Genomic DNA, 26,622 nt, shown 5'->3' on the forward strand with positions numbered 1-26,622 from the left:
AGCTCGCGGGCGTGCGCGACGCCGGCGAGCCCGTCGAGGGCGTCCGCGGCGCGCAGCGGCAGGTGCATCGTGCGGCAGTGCTCGAGGGCCGTGAGGTACGTCGTGGTGGCCTGGTCGAGGTCGTCGAGCTGGACCAGCGCCCGGCCGAGCAGCAGGCGGGCCTCGACGCCGTCACGCCCGAGCCGCGCGGAGTCGGCCAGCGCCACGACGTCGGCGGCCAGGCCGGCCGCCTGGCGTACGTCGCCGCGGGTGAGCAGGTCGCGTCCGTCCTGCGCCATCACCGGGAGGCGGACCGCCCAGGGCAGCGTCTCGCGCACGACCTCCGTGGGCACCCAGGCCGGGTCGAGGCCGCGCAGCAGCGTCTCGGCCAGGAGCCCGACGCGGTCCTCGGCGAGCTCGCGGGCCTCGAGGACGACGGCACGGGTGCCGGCCACGGCCTCGGCGATCCGGCCCTGCTCGAGCGCGATGCGGGCCAGCACGGTGCGGGCTGAGAGGTCGATCCAGCGCTCGTCGCGACTGGTCCGGGCGGGCATCGCGTCGCCGGCCGCACGGGTGGCCTCGGCGAAGCGGCCCTGCGAGGCGTAGACGTCGGCGAGGGTGCGGGTCGCCTGCCGGCTGATCGATCCCTCGGGGTCGAGCTCGATGGCGCGCCTGGCCTCGGCCTCCGCGAGCTGCATCTCGCCGGCGTCGAGGTGCATCTCCGCACGGATGGACGCGGTCTTGGCGAGCTGCTCCTCGGGGCGGGGCGCGGACGAGGCGTGCTCGTCGGCCCGGTCCAGCAGCCAGAGTCCCTCGTAGGTGCCGCGCACCTCGGAGGCCGCGATGCCGGCGCGCCGGGCCACCTGGGCGCCGATCGCGGGCGGCCCGTCCCCGCTCGCGAGGGCGCCCTCCAGGATCTCGAGGGCCTCGCGGGCGCGCATCGAGGTGTAGAGCGAGGAGAAGATCCGGTTGGCCATCGAGTAGCCCTCGGACCGCGTCTCGGGGCGGGCACAGGCCGTCAGCACCGCGTGCCGCATGGCTGCCAGGTCGCGCAGCCACTCGGCGTCGGCGGCACCGAAGTTGTCGTGGGCCGGGGCGTGGCCCTGCGCCCACCCGAGCAGCCCGGCCTCGACGGCGGCGACGTCGTCGGGCCCGGCGAGCGCGCGGGCACGGCCGCGGAGGGGGGAGAGCATGTCGAAGTGCCCGCGCGGGTCGACCTCGAGCAGGCTGCGCCGGACCAGGCCGCCGGCGAGCTCGGCGGCCTCGGGCACGGGGAGGTCGAGCACCCGGGCGAGCACGCCGAGCCCGACCGGGAAGTCGAGCACACCGATGCGCCGCAACGCCGTCGCGCTGGCGTCGTCGAGGAGCGCGTGCGCGGAGTCGACGGCCTGGTCGAGGCTGACGGTGGACATCGCGTTGCTGAGCCCCACCAGCGCCGACTGCACCGCCACCTGCTCGATCAGCAGCGGCAGGCCGCCCGTGGCGCTCAGCAGCCGGCGCACCTCGTGGGCCTGGGTGGCCAGGTCGACCCGCTGGCCGCCGGCCGAGCGGATGCGGCGCAGGAACAGCTCGACGGCCGGTCCCTCCAGCGGCGAGCGCTGGCTGGGCACCGGCAGCGGCCCGACGCGTACGACGGACTCGAGGGCCTCGCCGGCCGTGGTCCGTGCGGTGACGACGACGCGCGCGTCGGTGGTGCTCTCGAGCATCGCCTGGAGCATCGGACCCGCCGCGGTGGCGTCGAGGTCGAGGCCGTCGAGGACGAGCAGGCACTCGCGGCCGTCGACCGCACGGCCCAGGGCGTCGGCGAGGGAGTCGCCCGGAGCCGTCTCGGACTCGAGGCGCTCGAGGGCGGCGACCAGCAGCTCGTCGAGGGTGTGGAGGTTGCGGGCGTCGACCCACGACGCGCTCGACGATTCCGCGGCGGCATGGCGCACCAGGAGCGTCTTGCCGCTGCCGGGGGGACCGACGACGGTGACCCAGCGGGACTCGCCGAGGGCCTCGTCCAGCGCTCGCCGGACCTCGTCACGACCGAGACAGGGGGACAGCACGACCCGAACCTATCGCTCTCCGTAGGTGAGATAGGTAGGACTACGGATGCCGACACCAGCAGGTTCGCGGGAGTCTTCTCGTACGCCGAGGGCAGCGGGACCGCACAGGGGATGGTCCCGCAGCCCACCGGCCGCCATTGTGAGGAGGTCGCGCGTCGTCGGGGGTCGACGCGCGACCTGCTCCGACGTGGTGCTCCGGGGCGGCCGCGACCTTGCCGCCGCTGCGTACGCTGTGGCCATGGAACTGGTCCTCGTGCTCGTCGTGCTCGGTGGACTGACGGCCGTCGCGGTGGCCGCCGGCACGTCGGGCAAGAAGCGCGAGCTGGCCAAGGCGCAGGCCGAGGTGGAGCCCGTGAAGCGCCTCGCCGAGGAGGACGTCACGGCGCTCGGCGTCGAGCTCCAGGACCTCGACATCGACCTCGCCGGTGAGCAGCTCGATCCCGGCGCCAACGCCGACTACCAGCGCGCGCTGGACTCCTACGAGTCGGCGAAGACGGCCGCCGCGGCCCTGACCCGTCCCGAGGACGTCCGGCACGTCACCGAGATCCTCGAGGACGGCCGCTACGCCATGGCGTGCGTGCGCGCCCGCGTCGCCGGGCAGCCGCTGCCGCAGCGTCGTCCTCCCTGCTTCTTCGACCCGCGCCACGGACTGTCGGTGGCCGACGTCCCGTGGACCCCTCCGGGCGGCGCCGCGCGCGACGTCCCCGCGTGCGCCCTCGACGTCGAGCGCGTCCGGGCCGGGGCGGAGCCCGACATCCGCAAGGTCATGGTCGGGTCGCGCCGCGTCCCCTACTGGCAGGGTGGCCGCGCCTACCAGCCCTACGCCCAGGGCTACTTCGGCGGCTTCGGGCCGATGGACTGGATGTTCATGGGCATGTTGTTCGGCGGTGGCTTCGACGGGCTCGGCGAGGGCATCGGTGCCATCGGTGAGGGCATCGGCGACCTCTTCGGCGGCATCGGCGACGGCATCGGCGACCTGTTCGACGGCTTCGACTTCTAGCCCTCCGGGTCCGCCCCCAAGGGTGTGCTGGGCCGCCTGCGGCGGGTCTAGCGTCGCGAGGCATCGCCGGCGTCGAGACAGGAACCATCACCACCGACATCCCCGCCCGGATGGACCGGCTCCCGTGGGCGAGGTGGCACTGGCTGGTCGTCATCGGCCTCGGCACGGTCTGGATCCTCGACGGTCTCGAGGTGACGATCGTCGGCTCGATGTCGGCGGCGCTGACGTCTACACCGTCGCGACCGTGCTGACGGCGTTCTCGATGAACCCGGCGTGGTACTTCGCGTGCCGCTTCCTCACCGGCACCAGCATCGGCGGCGAGTACGCCGCCATCAACTCCGCGATCGACGAGCTCATCCCGGCCACGCACCGCGGGCGCGTGGACGTGGCGATCAACGGCTCGTTCTGGGTGGGCGCCGCCCTGGGGTCCTTGCTCACTATTCCGCTGCTCGACTCCAACGCCCGCGCACCTGACCCGCCCCCACCCGACCTGCGCACCGTGCGCGAGGATGATCCGGTGAGCCTGCACACGACGGTCCTCGGCGACCACGGACCGACGGTCGCCTTCTGCCACGGCCTCTTCGGCCAGGGCAAGAACTGGACCCAGGTCGCCAAGGCGCTCAGCGACGACCACCGGGTGCTGCTGCTCGACATGCCCAACCACGGCCGTTCGTCGTGGACGGACACCTTCGACTACGTCGAGCTGGCCGACCTGGTCGCCGACGAGCTCCGTCCCCACGGCCCGGTGGCCCTGGTCGGGCACTCGATGGGCGGCAAGATCGCGATGTGCGTGGCCCTGCGGCACCCCGAGCTGGTGGAGCGCCTGGCCGTCGTCGACGTCGCGCCCGTGGCCTACCCGAGCGGGCGGGAGTTCGTCGGCTACATCGAGACCATGCGGTCGCTGGACCTCACGACGATCGAGCGGCGCAGCGAGGCCGAGGACGCGCTGCGCGAGGCCGTCCCCGACCCCGTCGTGCGGAGCTTCCTCCTGCAGAACCTGCGCCGCACCGACGACGGGTGGCACTGGCAGCTCAACCTCGACCTGCTCGGCGACGCCATGGACGGCCTCACCGGCTGGCCCGGCGACGCGCTCGGCGAGGCGACGTACGACAGGCCCGTGCTGTGGGTGGGCGGTGCCGACTCCGACTACATCGCCGACGAGCACTCCGCGGAGATGGACCGTCGCTTCCCGCGCAACCGCCGGGTGCTGGTCAAGGGTGCCGGCCACTGGGTGCACTCCGAGCAACCGGCGATCTTCCTCGAGGTGATGCGCCGCTTCCTGGCGTGAGGGCTCCTCAGGCCTTCTGCCGGGCGCGGTAGGCCGCGACGGCCTCGCGGTTGCCGCACGTGATCGAGCAGTAGCGGCGCGAGCGGTTGCGGGAGAGGTCGAGCACGACGTCGTCGCAGTCCTCGGCGGCGCACCGGTCGAGGCGCGACATCTCGTCGGCCCGGATCACGTCGATCATCGCCATGGCGGTCTCGACCACCACGCGCTCGTCCAGCGGGCGGTCGGGCTCGACCGCGTGGACGTGCCAGTCCCACTGGTCGTGCCGCTGGAGCTGGGGGAGCGCGCGGGCCTTCGCCAGCATGCCGTTGACGATGTCGACGGCCTCGTCGCGACCGGCCAGCAGGAGGGCCCTGAGCGCGGGACGCAGGCGGCGTACGGCGTCGAGCTCGGCGGCGGTTGCGTCGTGCCGTCCGGTGTAGGACCACGACACGAGGAACGCGGACAGGTCCTCGACGGAGCCGAGCGGGTCACCGGGATCGTCGGTGGAGTTCACGAGGGCCACCGCGGCCTGGAGGGCGGCATCCGTGTCATCCGTGAAAAGCACATTGACACATTACATGACGCCGCCATAGTGTCATGACCGTGACGGTTATGACCCATGACACCAGCGCTCCGCGTTCGGCCACCGGGCTGCTCCTGGCGCTCGCGTCCGCCACCTCCTTCGGCATGTCGGGTGTGCTGGCGCGCGGACTCCTCGACACCGGCTGGAGCGCGGGGGCAGCGGTGACGGTCAGGACCCTCATCGCCGCGACCGTGCTGCTCGTCCCGGGCGTGCTCGCGCTGCGCGGACGCTGGCACCTGCTGCGCGACAACGCCGGCCTGATCACGGTGTACGGCATCTCGGCCGTGGCCGGGGCGCAGCTGTGCTACTTCTACGCCGTCACCTACATGCAGGTCAGCGTGGCCCTCCTCCTCGAGTACACCGCCCCCGTCGCCGTGGTGCTGTGGCTCTGGCTGCGGCACGGGCACCGCCCGTCCGGGCTGACCGTGCTGGGTGCCGCCATCGCGGCCAGCGGCCTGGTGCTGGTGCTCGACGTGATCTCCGGCGCCGAGCTCAGCACCGTCGGGGTGCTGTGGGCGCTCGGTGCGATGGTCGGCGCGGCGTCCTACTTCATCATCTCCGCCGACCACGGCAACGGACTGCCGGGGATCACGCTCGCGGCCGGCGGGCTGCTCGTCGCCTCGGTCGTCCTGCTCGTGGCCGGTGCGGTCGGGGTGCTGCCCCTCGAGGCGGCGACCGCCGCCGCCGTCTACGACGGGCACGAGGTCCCGTGGTGGCTGCCCGTCCTGGCGCTCGGCCTGGTCACGGCGGCGTTCGCCTACGTCACCGGCATCGAGGCCGGTCGCCGGCTGGGCAGCCGGCTTGCGTCCTTCGTCGCCCTGGGCGAGGTCCTGGCCGCGGTGGTCTTCGCCTGGCTGGTGCTCGGCGAGCTGCCCCGCGCGGTCCAGCTGGCCGGTGGCCTGCTCGTGCTCGCCGGTGTCGTCGTGGTCAAGCTGGGGGAGGGACGTACGCCGCTCGTCGTCGAGCCGCTTCCCGAGCCCGAGCCGCTCAGCGAGCGTCCTGCCGCTTGAGGAACACCTCGCGGTGCAGCAGCAGCAGGGCCGCCGCCACGGGCACGGCCAGCAGCGCGCCGATCACGCCCAGCAGCGAGCCGCCCACGAGTGCCGCCACCACGGTCACCGAGCCCGGGATGTCGACGGACTTCTTCATGATGCGCGGGTAGATGAGGTAGGACTCCACCTGCTGGTAGGCGACGTAGTAGACGAGCGCCACCAGCGCCACGGTCGGTGAGACCGTCAGTGCGAGGAGCGTCATGAGCGCCCCGGACACGAAGGCGCCGACCACCGGGATCAGCGAGAACAGGCCCACGACGAAGGCGAGCGCGAAGGCGTAGTCGCCGAGCCCGACGATGAACGAGAAGACCAGCGTGCTCAGGCCCGCGCACAGCGCGACGAGGAAGGCACCGGCGACGTAGGCACCGGTCGCGCGGATGATCTGGTCGCCCAGCTCGCTGACGCGGGGACGCTTGGACGCCGGCGCGAGCGAGTAGCCGGCGTGCTTGATGCTCGGCAGGGAGGCCAGGAAGTAGATCATCAGCACGATCACGATGAGGCTGTTGGCCACGGCGGAGAGGACCTTGAGCCCGACGCCGAGGGCGCCGCCGAAGACCTTCTGGCCGAAGTCGCCGTTCTGGATGTAGTCGCGCGCCTTCGCGATGACGTCGTACTGGTCGTCGAGCTTCTGGACCTGCTTGTTGGCCTGCAGGTCGTCGAGCCAGCCGGGCGCGTTGCGGGTGATCTGGGCGATCTGGTCGCTGATCACCGGGGCGATCGCGACCACGAAGAGCGCGAGCACCCCGATCACCACGACGAGCACGAACAGCACCGAGATGCCGCGCCGCATGCCGCGTCGCATGAAGAACTCGACGACGGGGTTGAGCCCGATCGCCAGGAACATCGACATCACCAGCAGGATCAGGATCGAGGAGATGCTGAGCAGCTGCTGCGCCAAGAAGATCGCGACGAGCGCGCCCAGGGCGCCGAAGAAGCCGATGTTGAACGGCGTGTGCCGCAGCAGCGTCGGGTGCGGCGTCGGCTCGACCGGGACGTACGGCGCGGGCGCGGCCTCGTCGATGACCAGGTCCGTCGCGTCGTCGATGCGGTCGGCGATCTCGGCGGCCGACTTGGCGGAGTCCTCGGCGGACTCAGCAGCCGCCTCGGCCCGGTCGGCGTCGTCGCTGACCTGGTCGACGACCTGCTCGAGCACCTCGGCCGGGGCCTCCTCCTGGGCACCGGGCTCGGCGTCGTGGGCGGTCACTGCCTCACGGAGCCGAGCACGCCAGCTCAGGACTCGTCCTTGTCGAACCCGGCGACGACGTCGCGCAGGGCCCCCAGCTGGGCGGTGATCGCGTCGCGGCGCTTGGTCACGCGCTCGACCTCGGCCTGGATGTTGGCCAGCTCGCGCTCGGCCTCGGCGACGCGCGTGGCGTTGATCGAGTCGGCCTGCGTGCGGGCGGAGGCCACGACCTGCTCGGCCTCGCGACGCGCACGGGCCAGCAGCCCCTCGGCCTCGCTCTGGGCCTGCTGGCGGTGGGTGTTGGCCTGCGCCGTCGCCTCGCGGGCACGCTGCTCGGCCGCGGTGGCGCGACCCTCGGCCTCGGTGACCAGGCGCTGCGTCTCGGACGTCGCGTTGCTGTGGTGCTCGGCGGCCTCGCGCGCGAGGCGCTCCTTCTCCACGGCGAGCGTGCGTCGAGCCTCCTGCACCTCGCGGTCCGCGGCCGCGCGGGCCAGCTCGGCCTCACGGGTCGCGGTCACCCGCAGCTCGTTGGTCTCCTGCTGGGCGGCCAGTCGCAGCTGGTCGGACTCGCGGCGGGCGGCGGCCAGGATGTCCTCGGCCTCCGCCTTGGCCAGGCTGCGCTCGTTGTCGGCGTCGGCGGTGAGCCGGGCGCGCATCTCGTCGAGCTCCTTGAGCTGCACCATCCGCATGTCGTCAGCCTCGCGGGCGGCGTCGGCGCGGATGCTGTGGGCGTCGCGCTCGGCCTGGCTGCGGATCTCGGCGGCGTCGCGCTGCGCGGCAGTGCGGACGTCGTGGGCCTCGTCCTCGGCGAGCTTGAGCATCGACGTGGCGCGGCCTCCGAGGCCGGCGTAGGTCGGGTTGGTGTTCTCCTGCAGCTCGCTGCGCAGGCGCTCGAGGTCGGTCTCGAGGTCGATGACCCGCTGCTCGCTGCTGGCCAGGCTGCCGGCCAGGCCGGCCTTCTCCGCCTGGAGCTGGCCGACGCGCTGGTCGACCGCCGCCTTGTCGTAGCCGCCGCGGCGGACGAGGGGGAGCGGGGCCGCCGGCGCCGGGCCGGCGGGGCGGGGCATCACCGGGGCCGGACGGGCCGGCTCGGGCGTGGCTGCCGCGGGCTTCGCGGGCGCGGAGGCTGGGGGCGCGGGGGACGTGGGCGTGACCTGCATGGCCTGCGTCGCCTCACCCTCCGGCTCCGGCTCACGCTCAGGCGTCGGGGTGGCCGCCGTTGCGTCCTTCGGGGTGACCGGGAGGACCTGGGTCTCCTCGGCTGCGTCGTCGGCGGACTCCGGCTCGTCGAAGATGGACAGGCCCTGGTCGCGGCTCATGCTGTGGTACCCACTCTCACATCGTTTCCACTGCGTCGGGTCCAGTCTGTCCGATGGCCGCGGACAAACACACCCCGGCTCGCGGAAAGGTCCGCGAACCGGGGTGGTGCGTTGCCGATCCGACCGGTCAGACCCCGCGGAAGCGGTTGATGGCGGTCTCGTGCTGGGCGCGCATCTCGTGGTCGAGCACGCCGAGGCCCTCCTCGGGGGCGAGGCACAGGACGCCGACCTTGCCCTGGTGGGCGTTCTGGTGGACGTCGAGGGAGGCCTGGCCGACCTCCTCCAGGGTGTAGGTCTTCGAGAGGGTGGGGTGGATCTTGCCCTTGGCGATGAGGCGGTTGGCCTCCCAGGACTCGCGGTAGTTGGCGAAGTGGCTGGAGATGATCCGCTTGAGGTTCATCCACAGGTAGCGGTTGTCGTACTCGTGCATGTAGCCCGAGGTCGAGGCGCAGGTGGTGATCGTGCCGCCCTTGCGGGTCACGAACACCGAGGCACCGAAGGTCTCCCGCCCCGGGTGCTCGAAGACGATGTCGATGTCCTCGCCGCCGGTCAGCTCACGGATCCTGGCGCCGAAGCGCTTCCACTCCTTCGGGTCCTGCTGGGTGTTCTCGTCGTTCCAGAACTTGTAGCCCTCCTCGGAGCGGTTGATGATCAGCTCCGCGCCCATGCTGCGGGCGATGGCGGCCTTCTCCTCGTTGGAGACCACGCACACCGGGGTGGCGCCGCCGTTGAGGGCGTACTGCGTCGCGAAGCCGCCGAGGCCACCGGAGGCGCCCCAGATCAGGACGTTGTCACCCTGCTTCATGTCGCCGCCGTTCTTGCTCACCAGCTGGCGGTACGCCGTGCAGTTGACGAGCCCGGGGGAGGCGGCCTCCTCCCAGGTGAGGTGCTCGGGCTTGGGCATCAGCTGGTTGGCCTTGACCATCGCCACGTCGGCGAGGCCGCCGAAGTTGGTCTCGAAGCCCCAGATCCGCTGCTCGGTGTCGAGCATCGTGTCGTTGTGGCCGTCGGGGCCCTCGAGCTCGACCGACAGGCAGTGGGCCACGACGCGGTCGCCGGGCTTCCACTTGGTGACGCCGGGGCCGGTCTTGAGCACGACGCCGGACAGGTCGGAGCCGACCACGTGGTAGGGCAGGTCGTGGCGCTTGGTGAGCTCGGAGTTGCGGCCGTAACGCTCCAGGAAGCCGAAGGTCGAGACCGGCTCGAAGATCGAGGTCCACACCGTGTTGTAGTTGATGGCGCTCGCCATCACGGCCACGAAGGCCTCGCCCGGGCCGAGCTCGGGCAGCGGGACCTGGTCGACGTGGAGGGACTTGCGGGGGTCCTTCTCCTTCGCCGTCAGGCCCTCGAACATGTCCACCTCGTCCTTCTTGACGAAGGCGGCGCGGTAGGACTCGGGGAGCTCGAGGTGGGCGAAGTCCTCCCGACTGGCGCTGCCGGACTGAATGGCTTCGAGGATGTTCTGCACGGGCGTGGCTCCTGGGTTCGGGTGCGCGGGGCTCGGGTGCAGGGAATGTACCGACGGGTAACGGTGGTGTCATCCGAGTGTGACCCATCTGGCGCGGTCAGGCCCGGCAATCGTAGGCCTCCACGAGCCGGGGCCCATCCCCTACGGTCAGACGATGACCCAGCACACACCAGACAGCAGCGCGGCCGCGAGCGAGCCCGCGGAGACCGCCTCCGGTGCTCCGGTCGGTGGCTCGGGACTCAGCCGGACCGCGATCATGGGAGCGGTCTTCCTCATGGCGACGAGCGCCATCGGCCCCGGCTTCATCACGCAGACCGCCAACTACACGATCAGCCTCGGTGCTGCCTTCGCCTGCGCGATCGCCATCTCGATCGTGGTGGACATCGCGGTGCAGATGAACGTGTGGCGCGTCATCGGCGTCTCCGGGATGCGCGCGCACGAGCTCGGCAACGCCGTGCTCCCCGGCGTCGGCTACGCGCTCGCCGGGCTGGTGGTCGTGGGTGGCCTGGTCTTCAACATCGGCAACACCGCCGGCGCCGGCCTCGGCGTCAACGCGATGTTCGGCCTCGACCCGCGCATCGGTGGCGCCGCCTCGGCGGTGATCGCGATCGGCATCTTCTTGAGCCGTCGCGCCGGCGTGGCCCTCGACCGCGTCGTCGTGCTGCTCGGCCTGCTCATGATCGTGGCGACCCTGGCGATCGCCATCACGTCCGCCCCGCCCGTGGGCTCGGCGCTGCTCAACGTCGTCGCCCCCGAGGAGTTCGACTTCGTCGCGACCACCACGATCATCGGCGGCACCGTGGGCGGCTACATCACCTACGCCGGTGCGCACCGGCTCCTGGACTCCGGGCTGACCGGTCCCGAGCACGTCCGCGACATCGGTCGCAGCTCGGTGATCTCGATCCTGGTCACCGGGCTGATGCGGGTGCTGCTGTTCCTGGCCGTCCTCGGCGTGGCCGCGGGTGGGGCGGCGCTCTCGCAGGACGCGGTCGGCGGACCGGCCGGTGCGGCGTTCAGCGCGGCGGCGGGCGAGGTGGGCCTGCGCGTCTTCGGCCTGATCCTGTGGTCCGCGGCGCTCACGTCCGTCATCGGCGCGGCGTACACGTCGGTGTCCTTCCTGACGACGACCGCCACCCCGGAGCGCACGCGCAACCTGCTGACGGTGGCGTTCATCGCCTTCTGCGCCGTGGTCTTCGTGGTCATCGAGGAGGCGCCGACGCGGCTGCTCATCTTCGCCGGCACGTTCAACGGGCTCATCCTGCCGATCGGCTTCAGCGTGCTGCTGTGGGTGGCCTGGCGCCGCCGCGACCTCCTGCACGGCTACGCCTACCCGCGGTGGCTGCTCGGGGTCGGCGTGCTGGCGTGGCTGCTCACGCTCTACCTCGGCTACAACTCCCTGCTGCTGCTGGGTGACCTGTGAGCGGCGCGCACGTCGACCTCAACAGCGACGTCGGCGAGTCCTTCGGGCGCTGGGAGCTCGGCGACGACGACGCGGTGCTGCGGGTCGTGAGCAGCGCCAACGTCGCGTGCGGGTTCCACGCCGGGGACGCCTCCACGCTGCGGCGCTGCTGCGAGACGGCAGCGGCACACGGCGTCGTCGTCGGCGCCCAGGTGGGCTATCGCGACCTGGCCGGCTTCGGGCGTCGCTTCATCGACTACGACCCGACCGAGCTCACCGACGACGTGGTCTACCAGATCGGGGCGCTCGAGGCGGTGGCCCGCGTGGCGGGCACGCGGGTGGCATATGTCAAGCCGCACGGCGCCCTCTACAACGCGACCGTGCACCACGCCGAGCAGGCCCGGGCGGTGGTGGAGGCGGTCCGCGCCTACGACCCGGAGCTCCCCGTCCTCGGGCTGCCGGGCTCGCGTCTCCTGGCCGCCGCCGAGGCCGCCGGGCTCCGCACGGTCCGCGAGGCCTTCGCCGACCGCGGCTACACCCCGGAGGGCACGCTCGTGCCCCGCAGCGAGAAGGGTGCCGTCCTCAGCGACCCCGCCGTCGTGGCGGACCGGGTGGTGCAGCTGGTCACCGAGGGCACGGTGGTCGCGGTCGACGGGTCCACCGTGCAGGTCCGGGCCGACTCGGTGTGCGTGCACGGGGACAGCCCCGGCGCCGTGGCGATGGCCACGGCCGTGCGCGACGCCCTCGGCGAGCACGGCGTCGACCTCAGGGCGTTCGCGTGACGACCGTCCCCGACCTGCTGCCGTACGGCGACCGGGCGCTGCTCGTGGAGCTGGGCTCCACCGATGAGGCGGTCTCGTACGCCGCCGCGCTGAGGGCGGACCCGCCCGCCGCGGTCGGCGAGGTGGTCCCCGCGGCCCGCACCGTGCTGGTCGTGGCCGCCGACGGGGTCGAGGTGGGCGACCTGCGCCGGGCCCTGCTGGAGGTGTCACCCGCCGCCGGCGAGGACGCCGTCGACGAGGGCACGGTGGTGGAGGTGCCGGTCACCTACGACGGGGAGGACCTCGGCGACGTGGCCACGCTGACCGGGCTGACGCCGGACGAGGTCGTGGCCGCCCACACGGGACAGACGTGGCAGGTGGCCTTCGGCGGGTTCGCGCCCGGGTTCGGATACCTGGTCGGCCAGGACGAGCGGCTGCACGTGCCGCGTCGCCAGGAGTCGCGGACGCGGGTGCCCGCGGGCGCCGTGGGACTGGCGGGGGAGTACTCCGGCATCTACCCCCGCCCCTCCCCGGGCGGCTGGCAGCTGATCGGACGCACCGACGTCGTGCTGTGGGACCTCGAGCGGGAGCCCGCCGCGCTGCTCTCCCCGGGTGTGCGGGTGCGCTTCGTGCGGGTGGAGCCGTGAGCCGCGCGCTGCACGTGCACGCCACCGGCCCGCTGGCGCTCGTCGAGGACCTCGGTCGGCGCGGCCACTCGGGTGTGGGCGTGGGCAGGTCGGGCGCCGCGGACCGCCGGGCGCTGACCCAGGCCAACCGCGCCCTGGCCAACCACGAGGGCGCCGCCGCCGTCGAGGTGACCTTCGGCGGCCTCGAGGTGGAGGTCGTCGGGGACGGGATGTGGCTGTGCGTCACCGGGGCTCCGTGCCCGGTGGTCGTCGACGGCCGCGAGGTCGGCTCCCACACCGTGTTCTTCGCCGAGCCCGGCAGCCGGGTGGGCCTGGGACGTCCGGCGAGCGGGCTGCGCTCCTACCTCGGCGTGCGGGGCGGCGTCGGCACCGACCAGGTGCTCGGGTCCCGCGCGAGCGACGTGCTCTCGGGCCTGGGGACGGAGCCGTTGGCGCCGGGCGTGGTGCTGCCCGTCGGCGAGCCCGGCGAGACCTTCCCCGACGTCGACACCGTGCCCGCGCCCGACCTGCGGGGCGAGGCGGTGCTCCGCGTCGTCCGCGGTCCCCGCGACGGCTGGGTCCGTGACGCCGACGCGCTGGTGGGCACGAGCTGGCAGGTCAGCGAGCGCAGCAACCGGGTGGGCATGCGGCTCGACGGCGAGCCGCTGCACCCGTCACGGGACGAGCAGCTGCCCAGCGAGGGTGCCTGGCGCGGAGCGGTGCAGGTGCCGCCGAGCGGGGAGCCGGTGCTGTTCCTGGCCGACCACCCCGTCACCGGTGGCTACCCGGTCATCGCTGTCGTCGTGGACGCCGACGTCGACCGCGCTGCCCAGCTGTGCCCGGGGCAGCCGGTGCGCTTCCGCTGGGTGGAGGCCCCATGAGCGAGCACGCCTCCCTCGAGCCGGCAGCGGTCAGGGCCCTGGTCAGTGCGCCGCGGCCGGCTCGACCAGCTCGACGAGCACCCCGCCGGCGTCCTTGGGGTGGATGAAGTTGACCCGGCTGTCGGACGTGCCGCGCCGAGGCGCGTCGTACAGCAGCCGCAGGCCGCGCTCGCGCAGCACGGCGGCCACGTGCTCGACGTCCTCGACCCGGAAGGCGAGCTGCTGGATGCCCTGGCCGTTGCGGTCTAGGAACGTGGCGATCGTCGACTCGGGGGTGAGCGGGGCCAGCAGCTGGATGCACGAGCCGGAGTCACCGACCCCGACCATCGCCTCGCGCACGCCCTGCTCCTCGTTGACCTCCTCATGGAGGACCTGCATGCCGTAGACGTCGCGGTAGAACGCCATCGCCACATCGAGGTCGGGCACCGCGATCCCGACGTGGTCGATGGCGGTGAAGAGGTGGCGGACGTCGTGCAGCGGGTCGGGAGCGCTCATGGGGCACATCGTGTACGACGTCGGCGCCGGGGGCGAGGGGGTGTGACGTGTGCCTCACGGAAGGCGGGCCGCACACCCTGCCGGACCGGCGGCCCCGGTGGGTATCGTCGGCCCCATGACTGGATCAGTGATCGTCGCCGGAGCCCGCACCCCCATCGGCCGCCTGCTCGGCGGCCTCAAGGACCAGTCGGCCGCCGACCTCGGCGGCGTAGCCATCAAGGGCGCGCTCGAGAAGGCCGGCGTGACCGGCGAGCAGGTCGACTACGTGATCATGGGCCAGGTCATCCAGGCCGGCACCGGCCAGATCACCGCCCGGCAGGCCGCGGTCAAGGGCGGCATCCCCATGACCGTCCCCTCGATCACCATCAACAAGGTGTGCCTCTCGGGCATCAACGCCATCGCGATGGCCGTCCAGCTGATCCGCGCCGGCGAGCACGAGATCGTCGTCGCCGGCGGCATGGAGTCGATGACCCAGGCGCCGCACCTGCTGCCCAAGAGCCGCGAGGGCTTCAAGTACGGCGACACCGCCCTCGTCGACTCGATGGCCTACGACGCGCTCTACGACCAGTTCACCGACCAGGCGATGATCAACCTGACCGAGAGCTGCAACGCCGCGGGCGCCCACCTCACCCGCGAGGAGCAGGACGCCTTCTCGGCGCAGTCGCACCAGCGTGCGGCGCTCGCCTGGAAGAACGGCGTCTTCGACGACGAGGTCGTCCCCGTCACCATCTCCTCCCGCAAGGGCGACATCACCGTGGCCGAGGACGAGGGCATCCGCGGCGACACCACGGTCGACTCCCTCTCCCGCCTCCGCCCGGTGGCCAAGGACGGCAGCATCACCGCCGGCTCCGCCTCCCAGATCTCCGACGGCGCCTGCGCCGTCGTGGTGATGAGCAAGGCCAAGGCCGAGGAGCTCGGCCTGACCTGGCTCGCGGAGATCGGTGCCTCCGGCCAGGTCGCCGGTCCCGACTCCACCCTCCAGCTCCAGCCCGCCAACGCGATCGCCAAGGCGGCGGAGAAGGAGGGCATCGCGGTCTCCGACATCGACCTCTTCGAGCTCAACGAGGCCTTCGCCGCCGTCGGCATCGAGTCCGCCCGCCAGCTCGGCGTCGACCAGGACAAGGTCAACGTCAACGGTGGGGCGATCGCGCTCGGCCACCCGGTCGGCATGTCCGGCGCCCGGATCGTGCTCCACCTCGCCCTCGAGCTGCAGCGCCGCGGCGGCGGCGTCGGTGCCGCCGCCCTGTGCGGTGGCGGTGGCCAGGGCGACGCGCTGATCATCCGCGTCCCCTCTGCGTGAGCCGGGGTCTGGGTCGGCGCATGGGGCAGGCGTGACGAGGAGGGGTGCCCTCGAGGTCCCCGACCTCGTGGAGCGGGCCCGCACCGGTGACCCGGCGGCGGTGGCTCGCCTGATCACGCTCGTGGAGGACGCGTCACCGGTCCTGCGCGAGGTCATGGTGGCGCTGCGCGAGCACGCCGGACGGGCCCACGTCCTGGGCATCACCGGCGCCCCGGGCGTCGGCAAGTCCACCTCGACCAACGCGCTCGTCACGGCGATGCGACGCGCCGGCAGGCGCGTCGGCGTGCTGGCGATCGACCCGTCCTCCCCGTTCTCCGGCGGGGCCCTGCTCGGCGACCGGGTGCGCATGGGCGACCACGCGCTCGATCGTGACGTCTACATCCGCTCGATGGGGGCCCGGGGGCACCTGGGCGGCCTCGCCTGGTCGACACCGCAGGCGGTGCGGGTCCTCGACGCCGCCGGCTGCGACGTGGTGATCGTGGAGACGGTCGGCGTGGGGCAGAGCGAGGTGGAGGTGGCCGGGTTGGCCGACACCACGCTGGTCCTGCTCGCGCCCGGCATGGGCGACGGCATCCAGGCGGCCAAGGCCGGCATCCTCGAGATCGGTGACGTGTACGCCGTCAACAAGGCCGACCGGGACGGTGCCGACCGCACCCGGCGCGAGCTCCGGACGATGCTGTCGATGGCACAGCGGCGCGACGGCGCCTGGCGACCTCCCGTCCTGCAGACCGTGGCCAGCACGGGAGAGGGGATCGAGGAGCTCCTCGGCGAGCTCGACCGCCACGCGGCCTGGCTCGAGGAGTCGGGAGAGCTGGCCCGGCGTCGTACGGTCCGGGCACGACGCGAGGTCGAGGCCATCGCGCTGGCGACGCTGCGCGAGCGGTGGGCCCGCCCGGGCGACGGCGCGGACCTCGACGCCCTCGCGCGCCGCGTCGCGGCCGGTGACGTCGACCCCTACGCGGCCGCCGACGAGCTGATCGACTAGGACGCCTCGGCGGCGAGCACCTCGCGGAGGTCCTCGGCGGCGCGCCGCGTCCAGGCCTCGAGCAGCGGCAGGCTGACGCCCTCCGCGGTCACGGCGAGCAGGTGGTCGGTCTGGGTGGAGCCGGGCACCGAGGCGATCACCGTGTGCCGCTGGCCGGCGGTGAGTTCGACCGTCTCCACCTCGGCAGGAACGACGTCCGCTGCAGCGACGGGCTGGAGGCGCGCGGCGAAGACGGTGCCGGTCTCCGCGGAGACCCTGGTCAGGTCGGTCCGGTGGAGCCCGTAGGCGGCGATCGGCGCGCCGTCGGCCGTGCACAGCAGCGCCGAGGACGGACTGTCGATCGCACGGAGCACCTCCACGAGCGACTCCCACAGCGGCTGCACGCGGGCGCCCTCGGCGTCCCGGGAGACCTGCCGACGACGGTGCTGGGACGCGCGGCCTGCCCACGAGGCACCTCGCCTGAAACCGGGCGGGGAGATGAGTTCTGCAGTCATAGCGAGCACGTCCTTCCGAAATGACGGGAGAGCGACGGAGCCCGAGACGGCACCAAGTTGTGGATGTCCTGTTGCTGTGTGTGGATGGACTGTAACTGGGCGTTTTCGACCGTGACGGGCATTTGGGGAAACTCGTCCCCGTGTCGCGCCGACGGTGACGGGAGGCTCCGGCACGGTCGTCGTGCACAGCGAGGACGGCATCACCCCCGTGCAGCGGCGCGCGCTGCGCGACCCCACGTCGCCGATGCTGGAGCGAGGCGGAAGAGGCCGAGCGGGAGCTGGCAGGCGTCAGCTGAGGCGCAGCGTCTGGCCGGTGATCCGCGATGCCGAGCTGCTGGCGAGGAAGAGGGCGGCGTCGGTGACGGCGTCGCTCACCCGCTGCTGCGGGGTGCGTACGATCGTGCCGCCCGCCGCCCGGCTGCCACCGGTCGAGGCGTCATGCTGGGCGTACTGGCGCGGCAGCACCGCACGCGGCGCCCCCAGCACGGAGTTGACCCGCACGCCCAGCCCGGCCCACTTGTCGCCGGCGCGGACGGTCGACTCGACGATCGCGGCCTGGGCCGCCTCGGGCGTCGAGGAGAGCTCCAGCCACGCGCGTACGGCGCCGGTGTTGACGACGCAGCCGCCGCCCAGCGCAGGGCTGTGGCTGAGCTTGAGCCGCAGGCGGGTGGTGAGGAAGGTCGGCCCCAGCAGGCCCGAACGGGCCGCCTCGGCGATGAAGTCCCGCTCGCCGGCGGGCAGGGCGAAGGGCAGGTTGCAGGAGGCGGCGAGCACCAGCACGTCGACGTGGTCGATGGCCCCGACCAGGTGGTCGATGGACGCCTGGCGCGCGAGGTTGACCGACTCGTAGGTGAAGGGCGACAGGTCGGTGTCGTAGAGGGCGCGCAGCATCATCGTGCCGGTCACGGTCACCGAGGCGCCCGAACGCGCGAAGGCGGTCGCGATGGCGTGCCCCTCGCCGCGCGTCCCCCCGACGACCAACACCTCGTAGCCGGTGAAGTCGTATGCCCCCGATGTCATGCCGCGGCGCCCCTCCCGTGAAACTCCGGGGTTTTCTACCACGCGGTAGTCCCCCGGAGATAGGCGAGGCTGTGCTCAGTTGGGCCACAGACCGCGGGCTTCAGGCCACATCCTCCCCAACCATCACTTCACCCTCACGGATGGGGTCGGCCAGGTCGGGGTGACCGGTCCGGACGGCGGCGAAGGTCCAGAGCTTGTTGAGGACGAACGAGATCGGGAGCACGAGCGCGATGACGATCAGCTGCGACCAGTAGAGCCGGTTGCGCAGGCCGGTCGAGTCGTCGAAGACGCTCGGCGGCAGGCTCAGTGGGGAGTGCGGGTGCATGAGCAGGGTGAGCAGCGCCAGACCGACCGCCTGGCCGCCGAGACCGACCACCAGGAACGGCCAGTACTCCGTCCACCAGCGCGAGGCCCGGCTGCTGCGGAAGGTCCAGGTGCGGTTGAGCTGGAAGTTGGAGAGGTTGGCGACGAGGAACGCGACCGTGGAGTAGACGTGGTACCAGCGGAGGTTGAAGTCGGAGGTGCCCAGGCCGACGATCGCCTCGTCGAAGTGCGGACCCAGCTTGCGCAGCGCGATCAGGGTCAGCATGTTGACCAGGACGCCGGAGGCCCCCACCACCCCGAAGCGAGCCAGCAGCTCGACGTTGTGCCGGTGGCGCGCCAGCAGCGCGGTGCCCCGGGATCCCATGTCGTCGAGGCTACCGACCGCTGCCACCACCCGTGGAGCTTCTCCCTAGGATTGACCCATGACGCAGCAGCCGTTCAGCCGCCCAGGTGCCATCGACCTCTCAGGACTGGGACGGCCCGCCGCCCCGCCACGGCCCACGACGCCGACCGCGGCCGGGTCGTCGTACAGCGTCGTCGTGGACGAGCAGAACTTCCAGGGCCTCATCGAGCAGTCGATGACGGCGCCGGTGCTGCTGGCCTTCTACTCGCGCACCACCATGCCCGAGAGCGGCCAGCTGGCCGAGGACCTGGCGACGGTGGTGGGGGAGCACGAGGGCCGTTACCTCCTGGGCCTCGTCGACGTCGACTCGGCGCCGCAGATCGCGCAGGCCATGCAGATCCCCTCGATCCCGCTCGTGGTGGCCGTGGTCGACGGCCGGCCGATGCCGCTCCTGCAGGACGTCATCTCGATCGAGGAGCTGCGCACGCTCATGACGCAGGTGGGCCAGCAGCTCACCGCCCAGGGCATCGCCGGGCGGCACCAGCCGCGCTCGAGCGCCCCGGTCGCGGAGGGCGAGGAGGAGGTCGTCGACCCGCGCTACGCGCCGGCGCAGGACGCCCTGGCCGCAGGCGACATCGACCTCGCGGTGGCGGAGTACCAGAAGCTCGTCGACGCCAACCCCGCCGACGTCGAGGCGGCGGGTGGTCTCGCCATCGCCAGGGTCATGCAACGCACGCAGGGCGTTGACCTGGCCCAGGCCCGCGCCGCTGCGGCCGACGCCCCCGACGACGTCGACGCCCAGACCATGGTCGCCGACCTCGACATGCTGGGTGGGCACGTCGAGGACGCCTTCACGCGACTGGTGAACCTGGTGGCCCGCACGGCCGACCCGGACCGGTCGCGGGCGCGCGACCACCTGCTCGGCCTGTTCGCCGCGGTCGGCAACGACGACCCGCGCGTGCTGGCGGGCCGGCGCAACCTGGCGTCCGCGCTCTTCTGATCAGCGCTGGCCCAGCACCGACCTCCCGGCCTCCAACCGCGCGACCGGCACGCGGAAGGGGGAGCACGAGACGTAGTTGAGGCCGACCTGGTCGAAGAAGTGCACCGACAACGGGTCGCCGCCGTGCTCCCCGCACACGCCGACCTTGAGGTCCGGCTTGGTCTCACGGCCCTTGACGGTGCCCATCTCGACCATCCCGCCCACGCCACGCTGGTCGAGGGACTCGAAGGGGGACACGTCGAAGATCCCGTGCTCGAAGTAGCGGGAGAAGAACGAGGACTCGACGTCGTCGCGGGAGAAGCCCCACGCCATCTGGGTGAGGTCGTTGGTGCCGAAGGAGAAGAAGTCGGCCTGCTTGGCGATCCGGTCGGCCAGGAACGCCGCGCGCGGCAGCTCGATCATGGTGCCGATCGCGATGTCGAGCTTGACGCCGCGGTCCTCCTCGACCTCGGCGATGACCCGCTCGATGTCGGCGCGGACGATCTCCAGCTCGCGGACGCTGGCGACCAGCGGCACCATGATCTCGGGTCGCGGCGTGCCGTGGACGGCCATCCGGTCGGCGGCCGCCTCCGCCATCGCCCTGGCCTGCATGAGGAACAGCCCGGGGATCTGGATGCCGAGGCGTACGCCGCGCAGGCCGAGCATCGGGTTCTGCTCGTGGAGCCGACGGACGTGCGTCAGCAGGGTCGCCGCGCGCTCGTCGACCTCGCCGCGGGCCTCGGCGAGGGCGACCTCGACGCTCAGCTCGGTGAGGTCGGGCAGGAACTCGTGCAGCGGCGGGTCGAGCAGGCGGATGGTGACCGGGAGGCCGTCCATCGCCTCCAGGATCTCGGTGAAGTCCTGGCGCTGAAGCGGCAGCAGCGCCGTGAGGGCCGCCTCCACACCGGCCTGGTCCTCGGCCACGATCAGCTTCTCGACCAGCTCGCGGCGCTCGCCGAGGAACATGTGCTCCGTGCGGCACAGCCCGATGCCCTGCGCGCCGAAGCGCCGCGCACGGGCCGCGTCCTCGGGGGTGTCGGCGTTGGTGCGCACACGAAGCCGGCGCGCGCCGTCGGCGTGGGCCATGATCCGCGAGACCGCGTGGGCCAGGTCGTCGTCGAGCTTCTCGCCCTCGAAGTGGCGCACCACGACGGAGTCGGAGACGGGGACGGCGCCGGCGAACACCTCACCCGTGCTTCCGTCGATCGAGATGACGTCGCCCTCGCGCACGGTGACCCCGTCGCGGACCCGGAACTCCTTGCCCTTGGTGTCGACGTCGAGCGACTCGGCGCCACACACGCACGTGCGGCCCATGCCGCGGGCGACCACGGCGGCGTGGGAGGTCTTGCCGCCGCGGCTGGTGAGGATGCCGCGGGCCGCCACCATGCCGCGCAGGTCGTCGGGGTTGGTCTCCTTGCGGACCAGGATCACGTCCTCGCCCTCGGCCGCCCACTGCACCGCCGTGTCGGAGTCGAAGACCGCCTTGCCGACCGCGGCGCCGGGGGAGGCGTTCATCCCCGTGGCGAGCAGCGTGCGCTCGGCCGAGTCGTCGAACCGCGGGAACATCAGCAGGGCCAGCTGGTCGCCGGTCACGCGCAGGACCGCCTCGTCCATCTGGATCAGGCCCTCGTCGACCATGTGGACCGCGATGCGGAACGCCGCCTCGGGGGTGCGCTTGCCGACGCGGGTCTGGAGCATCCAGAGCTTCCCGCGCTCGACGGTGAACTCGATGTCGCACATGTCGCGGTAGTGCCGCTCGAGCCGCGTCATGATGCCCAGCAGGTCGTCGTGCGACGTGCGGTCGATGTCGCCCATGTCGGCGAGCGAGACCGTGTTGCGGATGCCGGCCACGACGTCCTCGCCCTGCGCGTTCTGCAGGTAGTCGCCGTAGACGCCCTGCTCGCCGCTCGCGGGGTCTCGGGTGAAGGCCACGCCGGAGCCGGAGTCCATGCCGAAGTTGCCGAAGACCATCGCCTGGACGTTGACGGCCGTGCCGAGGTCCTCCGGGATGCGCTCCTGCCGGCGGTAGAGGCGGGCGCGGTCGGTGTTCCAGGAGTCGAAGACCGCCCGGATCGCGAGGTCGAGCTGCTCGCGGGGGTCCTGCGGGAAGTCGCGCCCGGTCTGCTCCTTGATGATCGCCTTGAAGGTCTCGACGAGCGCGCGCAGGTGGTCGGCGTCGAGGTCGAGGTCGGACTCCGTGCCCGCCGCGCGCTTGGCCTCGTCGAGGGCGTCGGAGAAAAGCTCGGAGTCGACGTCGAGCACGGTGCCGCCGAACATCTGCAGCAACCGGCGGTAGGAGTCGAGTGCGAAGCGTTCGTCCTGGCTGCGCGCCGCGAGCCCGCCCACCGACGTGTCGTTGAGACCGACGTTGAGGACGGTCTCCATCATCCCGGGCATGGAGAACTTGGCACCCGAGCGCACCGAGACCAGGAGCGGGTCCTCGGCGTCGCCGAGCCGCTTGGACATGGCGGACTCGAGCGTCGCCAGGTGCGCGGTGACCTCCTCGGCGAGGCCGTCGGGATCACCGCCCTGCCCGTCGGCGGCCAACGCGAGGTAGGCGCGACACGTCTCGGTGGAGATCGTGAAGCCCGGCGGCACCGGGAGGCCGAGGTTCGTCATCTCGGCGAGGTTGGCCCCCTTGCCGCCGAGGAGGTCCTTCTGGTCCTTGTTGCCTTCTGAGAATTCGTAGACCCACACCATGAAGGCATCCTGCCTCAGCGACCGGACTCCGTATACGTCTGATCGCCGCCGACTGCGGCCCGGACGCGGCGAGCGGTGAAGTCGGCCGCCAGCTCGTCGACCTCCTCCAGCGTGCACCAGCGCACGTCGCGGATCTCGCGCTCCTGCTTGACCACCTCGTCGAGCACCGCCTCAGGACGGGTGCCGCCGTCGAAGACCAGGCACACGGCGTCGTCCCAGCCACCCCACTCGGGCAGCCAGTCGGTGAGCAGGAGGTCGCCGGGCTCGATCGCGAGGCCGAGCTCCTCCTCGACCTCGCGCTGCACGGCCAGCCGCGGCGACTCGCCGACCTCGACGACGCCGCCGGGGAGGTCCCAGTCGCGCTTGTAGGTCAGCTGGCACAGCAGGACCCGGCCCTCGGGGTCGCGCACGAGCATCTGCGAGATGGCCCGCTTGCGCGGCAGGAAGGAGTTGAGCAGGGAGCGGAAGCCGCCGGGCTCGTGGACCGGGGCGTCGGTGACCAGCCGGGCGAAGACGATCTGGTCCTGCTGCTCGCCGTCGGGCCCCACGCCACGGCGTACGCCCTCGCGATGCAGCCCGGCCCACGTGGCGGCGCGCTGGCCGACGGTGTCACCGGCGCCGACGAGGGCCTCGACCCGGGAGTGCTCCGTCAGGGCCTCGGCGATCTCGCGACGCAGCTCGTCGGTGTTGACCTCACCGGCCCAGTCGAGGCGCGCGACGCCGCCCTCGGAGGAGACGGAGATCGGGTTGGGCACCCGGCCACCCTAGCGAGCGGGCCCCGTCGTCAGGGCACCACGTCGAAGCGGGCCATCATCCCGTGGTCCTCGTGGTCGAGCATGTGGCAGTGGATCATGAAGGGCCCGGTGTAGTCGGTGAAGCGGGCGGCCACCTCGACCTCCTCGCCGGGCTCGAGACGCCACGTGTCCTCGAGCCCGAGCTCCCACGGCGGTGGCGCGTGGCCGTCTCGCAGAAGGGTGCGCCACTGCTCGGCGTGGATGTGGACGTAGTGGGTCACGTCGCTGGTGTTGCGGAAGCGCCAGCGCTCGACGGTGCCCAGGGTCACGCGGTGGTCGACGCGTGCGGGGTCGAAGGCCTTGCCGTTGATCGACCAGAAGCTCGCGTGGTGGCCGCCGCTGTGGTCCTCGCCCAGCCCGAAGGTCCACGTCTTCGCGACCCGGCGGGGGACGGGGGAGACGAGGGTGGGGGCCGGCAGTCCCGTGGGGAGTCGTGAGCTGTCGCGTGCCGGGTCGCCGACGCGGAACTCCATGACGGCCGTCTCGCGGGCGTCGGCGCCGGTGCCGCCCGGAGCGGCAGGCACCGACTCGAGCACCAGCCGCCGCCCGCTCGCACCGCTGAAGTCGACGAGGACGTCGGCCCGCTGCGCCGGTCCGAGCAGCACGCTCGTGCGGACCACCGCCTTGGGCAGCAGGCCGCTGCCGGTGCCGATCTGGAGGAGCGGCCGGCCGTCGGACAGCGTCAGGTTGTAGCTCGAGAACGGCGAGGAGTTGAGCAGCCTCAGGCGGTAGCGGGTGGCCGAGACGGTGAGGTACGGCGCGGCGCGACCGTTGACGAGCACGGTGTCGCCCACGGTGGCGTCGTCCGGTGGCGACTGGGGTCCGACCCAGGCCATCTGGCCGTGGTGCCCCACCATCCGCGGACCGTCGGCGAACGGGTCGGCGAGCTGGTTGTCGGCGCGGAAGGACCGCTCGGAGATCATCAGCGGCACGTCGCGCGCACCGGACGGCAGCCGGAGGCCCGGGGTGGGCGGATCGGTGACGACGAACATGCCCTGCAGGCCGCGCCAGTTGTTGCGCGCGGTGCGGTCCATCCGGTGGTCGTGGTACCAGAAGAACGACCCCGGCTCCGCCCGGCCGTCGACGGTCAGGGGGTAGTCGTAGGTGCGGCTGTCGCCGCGCCGGATGAGCTGCGTGGTCGGCTGGCCGTCGTCCGCGGAGGCGTGGTGGTCGCCGTGCAGGTGCGTGGACATCGACCCCGCACCGCGGGGGAGCCGGTTGACGATGGTGACCTGGGTGCCCCGACCGCCGCGCCGGCGGATCGTCGGGCCGGGGTAGGTGCCGTCGTAGGTCCACATGGCCGTGCGCGGCCCGTGCGGCATCGTGCGCACCAGCGCGCGACGCATGACCAGGCGGACCTGGGCGCCGCGCCTCGTGGGAGGCACCACCAGCGGTTGCTCGAAGGTGGGGCGCTCCGGCTCCACCCCGCCGCCCCCGCCCTCCACGGTGAGCACGCCGCGCATGGAGGGGTGGAACTTGCAGTAGAAGGCCCAGTCGCCGGCGGCCAGCGTCTCCACCCCCGGCACGGTCGCCGTCGTCCCCGCGCGGACCCGGACGTCGAAGACCGGCAGGCCGTCGGCGCCCTTGGCCACCGAGGTGACGGTGTGGTCCATCGAGTCGAGGTTGACCACCGTCACGACGCCGCCGGAGACCGTCACCCGCGGCGTGGCGTACCCCTTCCGGGCGCCGCCCTCCTCGATGACGATCGTGGCGTTGACGACCGCGCCGGCGGAGGCCCGGGGCGCCTGGCGCGGCGGTCCGACGTCGTACGCGACGGGCGCGAGGGCGGCCACCACCACGGCGGCCGCCCCGACCGCAACCCTGCGCATCGTCCCCCGCATCCCGTCGAGTCTGCTCCTGCTCGGCGCGCGTGGCACCCCCCTTTCGCCGCTGGTCTGGACCTCCGCGATATTGCCGATGACGGGGCGACCCGACCGTGCCTTTACTGGACTGCTGTGCCGGCGGAGGCCGGCGCAGCGCAACCAAGAAGGGTTGGGTCACTCATGCACATGCTCAAGAGATTGCGCAGGGTGGTGGCGGTCGTGAGCGCAACAGCGCTCGCCGGCTCGCCGCTCCTGATGGCGCCGACGGTGGCGAACGCCTCCAGCACGCCCAGCACGTCGCGCGCGGCGATGGCACACGTCACCGCCACGTTGACCAAGAAGTCGATCAAGCTGACCGGGATCGACCGCCTGCGCGCCGGCCGGGTCATGCTGAGCGTCAAGGGCAAGGGAGTCGTGGAGCTCGCGATGTTCACCGCGGGCTACGACAGCGACGACTTCGTGGCCGACCTCAACAAGTTCGGCGCCAAGAACGACATCAAGGCGCTCAAGCACGCCCTCAAGAACACGCAGATCCTCGGCGGGATCTCCGGTGGCGGCTCCGGGACCGTCGAGCTCCCGAAGCCCGGCTCCTACACGCCGTTCTCGTTCGGCGACCGGGGGCTCGTGGTCGGCGACGCGTTCGTCGTCCGGGGCCCGAAGCGCACGTCGTCGGTGCCACGCACCGACGGCACGATCATCGCGAAGAGAGGGCCGTCGTGGGGAGGTGCGTCGACCCTGCCGACCAAGGGCCGGTTCCTCTTCAAGAACAAGCGCAGCACCGGCGTCCCGCACTTTGTGATCCTGCAGCAGGTGGCTGAGGGCACCACCACCGACCAGGTGCTGGAGGTGCTGCAGAGCGACGAGGGCCCGGAGCCGCCCTGGGTGCTGCCGGGCGGCATGGAGACCGGCTCGCTCAGCCCGGGCCGCAGCATGACGGTGGACTACGACCTGCCCGCAGGCCAGTACGTCGTCATGTGCTTCTTCCCCGACCCCAAGATGGGCGGCATGCCGCACGCCCTCATGGGGATGCTGGAGATGATCCACCTGGTGTGAGGCGCCCGACCTGGCTCCGGAGGATCGCCGCGGCCTCCTCCGGAGCCGGTCGGCTGCTCAGTCCTCGCTGCGTCGGAACCACACCGTGGCCAGCGGCGGCACCACGATGTCGGCGTACGCCGGCTGGCCGTGGTGCTCGCCCGGGACGGCGGTGATGGAGCCGAGGTTGCCCACGCCCGAGCCCGTGTAGGCCTCGGCGTCGGTGTTGAGCACCTCGGTCCAGGTGCCGGCGGACGGCAGCCCGAGGCGAAGGCTCTCGTGCGGGTGGCCGGCGAAGTTGGCGACGCACACCAGGTCCGGGTGGCCGGGGGAGCGGCGCACGAACGAGAAGACGTTGCGCCCCGCGTCGTTGGCGTCGATCCAGGCGAAGCCGGACGGGTCGTTGTCGCGGCCCCAGAGGGCCCCGCTGGCCGCGTAGGTCGCGTTCATGTCGCGCACCATCGCGTGGACCCCGGCGTGCTCGGGGTGCTCGAGCAGCCACCAGTCGAGCTCGCGGCTCTCGGCCCACTCCGACTCCTGGCCGAACTCGCAGCCCATGAAGAGCAGCTGCTTGCCCGGGTGCGCCCACATCAGGGCCAGGTAGGCGCGCAGGTTGGCCAGCTGTTGCCAGCGGTCGCCCGGCATCTTGTTCAGCAGCGACCCCTTGCCGTGCACGACCTCGTCGTGGCTGATGGGCAGGAGGAAGTTCTCCGATAACGAGTAGACGAAGGAGAAGGTCAGCTCGCCCTGGTGGTGGGAGCGGTACA

At 72.3% G+C, this 26,622-nt stretch carries 25 protein-coding genes; 12 read left to right on the forward strand and 13 right to left on the reverse strand.

Features of this window, described 5'->3' with window-relative positions:
* Nucleotides 1-2,027 (reverse strand): AAA family ATPase (locus JWN97_RS12275; protein ID WP_297622902.1); only part of this gene is annotated, 2,027 nt, incomplete at its 3' end.
* 238 nt (nt 2,028-2,265) lie between these two features.
* Between JWN97_RS12275 and JWN97_RS12280 the strand changes: the two genes are divergently transcribed.
* The 3 genes from JWN97_RS12280 to JWN97_RS12290 all read left to right on the forward strand — a co-directional run bounded on the left by JWN97_RS12280 (nt 2,266) and on the right by JWN97_RS12290 (nt 4,315).
* Nucleotides 2,266-3,027, forward strand: coding sequence for a hypothetical protein (locus JWN97_RS12280; protein WP_297622904.1), 762 nt, complete (start codon nt 2,266-2,268; stop codon nt 3,025-3,027).
* Nucleotides 3,028-3,137: 110 nt separating this feature from the next.
* On the forward strand, nt 3,138-3,278 hold the full coding sequence (locus JWN97_RS12285; protein WP_297622906.1) for a hypothetical protein: 141 nt from the start codon (nt 3,138-3,140) through the stop codon (nt 3,276-3,278).
* Nucleotides 3,272-4,315: an alpha/beta fold hydrolase gene (locus JWN97_RS12290; protein ID WP_297622908.1), complete on the forward strand. Its 1,044-nt coding sequence runs from the start codon at nt 3,272-3,274 to the stop codon at nt 4,313-4,315. The genes JWN97_RS12285 and JWN97_RS12290 overlap by 7 nt, the downstream gene beginning before the upstream one ends.
* 7 nt (nt 4,316-4,322) lie before the next feature.
* Here the strand turns inward: JWN97_RS12290 and JWN97_RS12295 are convergent, their stop codons facing one another.
* Nucleotides 4,323-4,859 carry a CGNR zinc finger domain-containing protein gene (locus tag JWN97_RS12295; protein WP_297622910.1) on the reverse strand — a complete coding sequence of 179 codons (537 nt, stop codon included), beginning with the start codon at nt 4,857-4,859 and terminating at the stop codon, nt 4,323-4,325.
* Nucleotides 4,860-4,906: 47 nt separating this feature from the next.
* Here JWN97_RS12295 and JWN97_RS12300 point away from each other — a divergent pair, with 47 nt between their 5' ends.
* On the forward strand, nt 4,907-5,887 hold the full coding sequence (locus JWN97_RS12300; protein ID WP_297622912.1) for a DMT family transporter: 981 nt from the start codon (nt 4,907-4,909) through the stop codon (nt 5,885-5,887).
* Here JWN97_RS12300 and JWN97_RS12305 read toward each other — a convergent pair.
* From JWN97_RS12305 to ccrA, 3 genes are all read right to left on the reverse strand, one after another.
* Nucleotides 5,865-7,133 carry an AI-2E family transporter gene (locus JWN97_RS12305; RefSeq protein WP_297622913.1) on the reverse strand — a complete coding sequence of 423 codons (1,269 nt, stop codon included), beginning with the start codon at nt 7,131-7,133 and terminating at the stop codon, nt 5,865-5,867. The genes JWN97_RS12300 and JWN97_RS12305 overlap by 23 nt on opposite strands.
* A 26-nt stretch (nt 7,134-7,159) precedes the next feature.
* On the reverse strand, nt 7,160-8,431 hold the full coding sequence (locus JWN97_RS12310; protein WP_297622915.1) for a hypothetical protein: 1,272 nt from the start codon (nt 8,429-8,431) through the stop codon (nt 7,160-7,162).
* 127 nt (nt 8,432-8,558) lie between these two features.
* Complete coding sequence (gene ccrA / locus JWN97_RS12315; protein ID WP_297622918.1) at nt 8,559-9,899, reverse strand: crotonyl-CoA carboxylase/reductase; 1,341 nt, start codon at nt 9,897-9,899, stop codon at nt 8,559-8,561.
* Between the two features lie 154 nt (nt 9,900-10,053).
* On the opposite strand from ccrA, the gene JWN97_RS12320 reads away from it, so the two are divergent.
* From JWN97_RS12320 to JWN97_RS12335, 4 genes are read left to right on the forward strand one after another with little or no spacing between them, the layout of a single operon-like run.
* A complete protein-coding gene (locus JWN97_RS12320) occupies nt 10,054-11,319 on the forward strand; it encodes an NRAMP family divalent metal transporter (protein WP_297622919.1) in 1,266 nt (421 codons plus the stop codon).
* The gene (locus tag JWN97_RS12325) at nt 11,316-12,080 is read left to right on the forward strand and encodes a 5-oxoprolinase subunit PxpA (protein WP_297622921.1); all 765 of its coding nucleotides are present in this window, start codon (nt 11,316-11,318) and stop codon (nt 12,078-12,080) included. Before JWN97_RS12320 ends, JWN97_RS12325 begins: the two co-directional genes overlap by 4 nt.
* The gene (locus JWN97_RS12330) at nt 12,077-12,706 is read left to right on the forward strand and encodes an allophanate hydrolase subunit 1 (protein WP_297622924.1); all 630 of its coding nucleotides are present in this window, start codon (nt 12,077-12,079) and stop codon (nt 12,704-12,706) included. The genes JWN97_RS12325 and JWN97_RS12330 overlap by 4 nt, the downstream gene beginning before the upstream one ends.
* Nucleotides 12,703-13,566 carry a biotin-dependent carboxyltransferase family protein gene (locus tag JWN97_RS12335; protein WP_297622926.1) on the forward strand — a complete coding sequence of 288 codons (864 nt, stop codon included), beginning with the start codon at nt 12,703-12,705 and terminating at the stop codon, nt 13,564-13,566. Before JWN97_RS12330 ends, JWN97_RS12335 begins: the two co-directional genes overlap by 4 nt.
* A 42-nt stretch (nt 13,567-13,608) precedes the next feature.
* Here JWN97_RS12335 and mce read toward each other — a convergent pair whose 3' ends face one another.
* Complete coding sequence (gene mce / locus JWN97_RS12340) at nt 13,609-14,061, reverse strand: methylmalonyl-CoA epimerase (protein ID WP_297622928.1); 453 nt, start codon at nt 14,059-14,061, stop codon at nt 13,609-13,611.
* 115 nt (nt 14,062-14,176) lie between these two features.
* Here mce and JWN97_RS12345 point away from each other — a divergent pair, with 115 nt between their 5' ends.
* Both JWN97_RS12345 and meaB read left to right on the forward strand, forming a co-directional pair.
* Nucleotides 14,177-15,361: an acetyl-CoA C-acetyltransferase gene (locus tag JWN97_RS12345; RefSeq protein WP_297622930.1), complete on the forward strand. Its 1,185-nt coding sequence runs from the start codon at nt 14,177-14,179 to the stop codon at nt 15,359-15,361.
* Nucleotides 15,362-15,392: 31 nt separating this feature from the next.
* The gene (gene meaB, locus JWN97_RS12350) at nt 15,393-16,346 is read left to right on the forward strand and encodes a methylmalonyl Co-A mutase-associated GTPase MeaB (RefSeq protein WP_297622932.1); all 954 of its coding nucleotides are present in this window, start codon (nt 15,393-15,395) and stop codon (nt 16,344-16,346) included.
* Here the strand turns inward: meaB and JWN97_RS12355 are convergent.
* The 3 genes from JWN97_RS12355 to JWN97_RS12365 form a co-directional block, all read right to left on the reverse strand.
* On the reverse strand, nt 16,343-16,840 hold the full coding sequence (locus tag JWN97_RS12355) for a hypothetical protein (RefSeq protein ID WP_297622934.1): 498 nt from the start codon (nt 16,838-16,840) through the stop codon (nt 16,343-16,345). The genes meaB and JWN97_RS12355 overlap by 4 nt on opposite strands.
* A 288-nt stretch (nt 16,841-17,128) precedes the next feature.
* A complete protein-coding gene (locus JWN97_RS12360; protein WP_297622936.1) occupies nt 17,129-17,860 on the reverse strand; it encodes an SDR family oxidoreductase in 732 nt (243 codons plus the stop codon).
* Between the two features lie 100 nt (nt 17,861-17,960).
* Nucleotides 17,961-18,548 (reverse strand): GtrA family protein, encoded by a 588-nt coding sequence (locus JWN97_RS12365; RefSeq protein ID WP_297622938.1) that lies wholly within the window; start codon nt 18,546-18,548, stop codon nt 17,961-17,963.
* A 58-nt stretch (nt 18,549-18,606) separates the two neighbouring features.
* Here JWN97_RS12365 and JWN97_RS12370 point away from each other — a divergent pair, with 58 nt between their 5' ends.
* Nucleotides 18,607-19,527 carry a tetratricopeptide repeat protein gene (locus JWN97_RS12370; RefSeq protein WP_297622940.1) on the forward strand — a complete coding sequence of 307 codons (921 nt, stop codon included), beginning with the start codon at nt 18,607-18,609 and terminating at the stop codon, nt 19,525-19,527.
* Here JWN97_RS12370 and ppdK read toward each other — a convergent pair whose 3' ends face one another.
* From ppdK to JWN97_RS12385, 3 genes are read right to left on the reverse strand one after another with little or no spacing between them, the layout of a single operon-like run.
* On the reverse strand, nt 19,528-22,206 hold the full coding sequence (ppdK, locus tag JWN97_RS12375) for a pyruvate, phosphate dikinase (protein WP_297622942.1): 2,679 nt from the start codon (nt 22,204-22,206) through the stop codon (nt 19,528-19,530).
* Nucleotides 22,207-22,220: 14 nt separating this feature from the next.
* Entirely contained in the window at nt 22,221-22,961 is a 741-nt protein-coding gene (locus JWN97_RS12380) for an NUDIX hydrolase (protein WP_297622944.1), read from the reverse strand.
* Nucleotides 22,962-22,990: 29 nt separating this feature from the next.
* A complete protein-coding gene (locus JWN97_RS12385; protein ID WP_297622946.1) occupies nt 22,991-24,841 on the reverse strand; it encodes a multicopper oxidase domain-containing protein in 1,851 nt (616 codons plus the stop codon).
* Between the two features lie 201 nt (nt 24,842-25,042).
* On the opposite strand from JWN97_RS12385, the gene JWN97_RS12390 reads away from it, so the two are divergent.
* Nucleotides 25,043-25,876 (forward strand): hypothetical protein, encoded by an 834-nt coding sequence (locus tag JWN97_RS12390; RefSeq protein WP_297622949.1) that lies wholly within the window; start codon nt 25,043-25,045, stop codon nt 25,874-25,876.
* A gap of 57 nt (nt 25,877-25,933) precedes the next feature.
* On the opposite strand, the gene JWN97_RS12395 is transcribed toward JWN97_RS12390, so the two are convergent.
* On the reverse strand, nt 25,934-26,622 hold a 689-nt coding region (locus JWN97_RS12395; RefSeq protein WP_297622951.1), incomplete at its 5' end, for an alpha amylase C-terminal domain-containing protein.

The organism is Nocardioides sp. (assembly GCF_025965415.1).
Taxonomy (GTDB): domain Bacteria; phylum Actinomycetota; class Actinomycetes; order Propionibacteriales; family Nocardioidaceae; genus Nocardioides.

Excerpts from the sequence above, each read along its gene's own strand:
- JWN97_RS12355 (WP_297622934.1), bottom strand. The coding sequence starts at position 16,840 with ATGACTGCAGAACTCATCTCCCCGCCCGGTTTCAGGCGAGGTGCCTCG.
- JWN97_RS12365 (WP_297622938.1), bottom strand. The coding sequence starts at position 18,548 with ATGGGATCCCGGGGCACCGCGCTGCTGGCGCGCCACCGGCACAACGTC.
- JWN97_RS12300 (WP_297622912.1), top strand. The coding sequence starts at position 4,907 with ATGACCCATGACACCAGCGCTCCGCGTTCGGCCACCGGGCTGCTCCTG.
- JWN97_RS12360 (WP_297622936.1), bottom strand. The coding sequence starts at position 17,860 with ATGACATCGGGGGCATACGACTTCACCGGCTACGAGGTGTTGGTCGTC.
- JWN97_RS12345 (WP_297622930.1), top strand. The coding sequence starts at position 14,177 with ATGACTGGATCAGTGATCGTCGCCGGAGCCCGCACCCCCATCGGCCGC.
- JWN97_RS12320 (WP_297622919.1), top strand. The coding sequence starts at position 10,054 with ATGACCCAGCACACACCAGACAGCAGCGCGGCCGCGAGCGAGCCCGCG.
- ppdK (WP_297622942.1), bottom strand. The coding sequence starts at position 22,206 with ATGGTGTGGGTCTACGAATTCTCAGAAGGCAACAAGGACCAGAAGGAC.
- JWN97_RS12370 (WP_297622940.1), top strand. The coding sequence starts at position 18,607 with ATGACGCAGCAGCCGTTCAGCCGCCCAGGTGCCATCGACCTCTCAGGA.
- JWN97_RS12385 (WP_297622946.1), bottom strand. The coding sequence starts at position 24,841 with ATGCGGGGGACGATGCGCAGGGTTGCGGTCGGGGCGGCCGCCGTGGTG.
- JWN97_RS12310 (WP_297622915.1), bottom strand. The coding sequence starts at position 8,431 with ATGAGCCGCGACCAGGGCCTGTCCATCTTCGACGAGCCGGAGTCCGCC.
- JWN97_RS12280 (WP_297622904.1), top strand. The coding sequence starts at position 2,266 with ATGGAACTGGTCCTCGTGCTCGTCGTGCTCGGTGGACTGACGGCCGTC.
- JWN97_RS12285 (WP_297622906.1), top strand. The coding sequence starts at position 3,138 with ATGGACCGGCTCCCGTGGGCGAGGTGGCACTGGCTGGTCGTCATCGGC.
- mce (WP_297622928.1), bottom strand. The coding sequence starts at position 14,061 with ATGAGCGCTCCCGACCCGCTGCACGACGTCCGCCACCTCTTCACCGCC.